This is a genomic window from Chelativorans xinjiangensis, from assembly GCF_009812055.1.
GTDB classification, from domain to species: domain Bacteria; phylum Pseudomonadota; class Alphaproteobacteria; order Rhizobiales; family Rhizobiaceae; genus Chelativorans; species Chelativorans xinjiangense.
The window spans coordinates 1-1,553 of record NZ_WQNH01000115.1; the positions used below are offsets into that span (position 1 = coordinate 1).

At 57.1% G+C, this 1,553-nt stretch carries 2 protein-coding genes; one reads left to right on the forward strand and one right to left on the reverse strand.

Annotation, left to right across the window (positions count from 1 at the left end; translation table 11 throughout):
• On the forward strand, positions 1-655 hold a 655-nt coding region (locus GM910_RS26865; RefSeq protein ID WP_159593959.1), incomplete at its 5' end, for a M24 family metallopeptidase.
• Between the two features lie 222 nt (positions 656-877).
• Here the strand turns inward: GM910_RS26865 and GM910_RS26870 are convergent.
• Positions 878-1,553: tyrosine-type recombinase/integrase (locus GM910_RS26870; RefSeq protein ID WP_159593961.1), on the reverse strand; the 676-nt coding region annotated here is incomplete at its 5' end.

Genomic DNA, 1,553 nt, shown 5'->3' on the forward strand with positions numbered 1-1,553 from the left:
GATCGGCACCACCATCTGCACAGGCAATGGCCGGAAAGCCGATCATGCATTAAGACTGAAACTGGACCACCTCATAGGGGCAGGCCAGCAGAATGGGGACTATTGCGAGACGCGTCTTCTGAGTGCCGGCAGGCGGACGAATCCCTGGTTCCAGGAAGCGGCAAATTACATTCTCGGCGAGAATGAGCTAGTCGCCCTCGACACGGATGTCGTGGGATGCCACGGCTACTACTCCGATTTCTCGCGTACCTTCCATTCAGGAGCCGATAGGCCGACGGACAGCCAGCGCGAACTCTACAAAGTAGCCTACGAGCAGGTGCACCACAACATGAGCATCTTGAAGCCCGGGATGAGCTTTCGCGACTATGCCGATAAAGCATGGAATATCCCGGAAAAATACTACGCCAACCGTTACTATCTCTCGGCACATGGCTGCGGAATGACGGGTGAGTACCCCTATCTCTATCACTGTGGGGATTTCCCCGATGCGGGTTATGATGGAGTTCTGGAGCAAGGCATGACTATTTGTGTCGAGAGCTATATCGGCGACGAGAGGGGGGCGGAGGGTGTAAAGCTGGAGCAGCAGGTCTTGATATCTGAGACGGGAGTTGAACTGTTATCGCGGTTTCCGTTCGAAGAGTCCCTCTTGCGATGACAAAAAATGTTGAACGTCAGCACACACGGAAGGCCACCTTGCGGAATTGGCGGAGCATAGCTGACTGTCCTAATGGGATTGGTTGCTATATGGTTGCAACCGATTGCCCTGAATCGGCAAACCTAGATTCGCTATAACATATTCAAAATAAATATGAAACTGGCGCACCCGACAGGATTTGAACCTGTGACCTCTGCCTTCGGAGCACCCGATAGGCTATGCTCAAATTTGGCTAGCGGTCCGTTGTCCGCCCGTTATGGGCTCTTCTGTGTGAGACGTGTCTTTATGCCCCTGAGCCTGCTGGTCTTTCAGCATGAAGTCGCGGATCGTCCGCGCCACCCGATCCGCGGCCGCAATCAGCACGCTGTCCAGATGGTGGACATATTTGCCGGTGACCGTACTGGCGGCATGACCGAGCATAGCGCCGATGGTCGACTCACTGTAGCCGAGATCGCCCGCGACCGACGCATAGGAATGGCGCAGCGTATGCGGTGTCACTCCCTTCAGCTTCGCTTTCTCTGTAATGCGCTCGAAGCCGGACGGCATGCCGCCGAAATGCCCATCGCTTCTAGCTGCCGGCAGCGCGAACGGACAGCCCTTGCGTTTCGCAATCCGATCGAGCGTATCGAACGCAGCGCGGCCGATCGGCCGCACCGATGCCCCTTCCTTGCTGTCCGCAAGGCGGAAGCAGCCATGCTCGGAATCAACCTCGCTCCATTTCAGAGCTTCGATCTCGCCGAGACGGCAACCCGTCAGAGCGAGCAGCCACACTCCCTGGATGACCTGTTCGGTTTCCAGTTCCTCCGCGGTAGCCAACAGCGCCTTGCCGAGCCGACGATATTCCTGCTGGTCCAGCCTACGCGCACGGCGACCATCGGCCGGCCGCTTCACTCCTTGG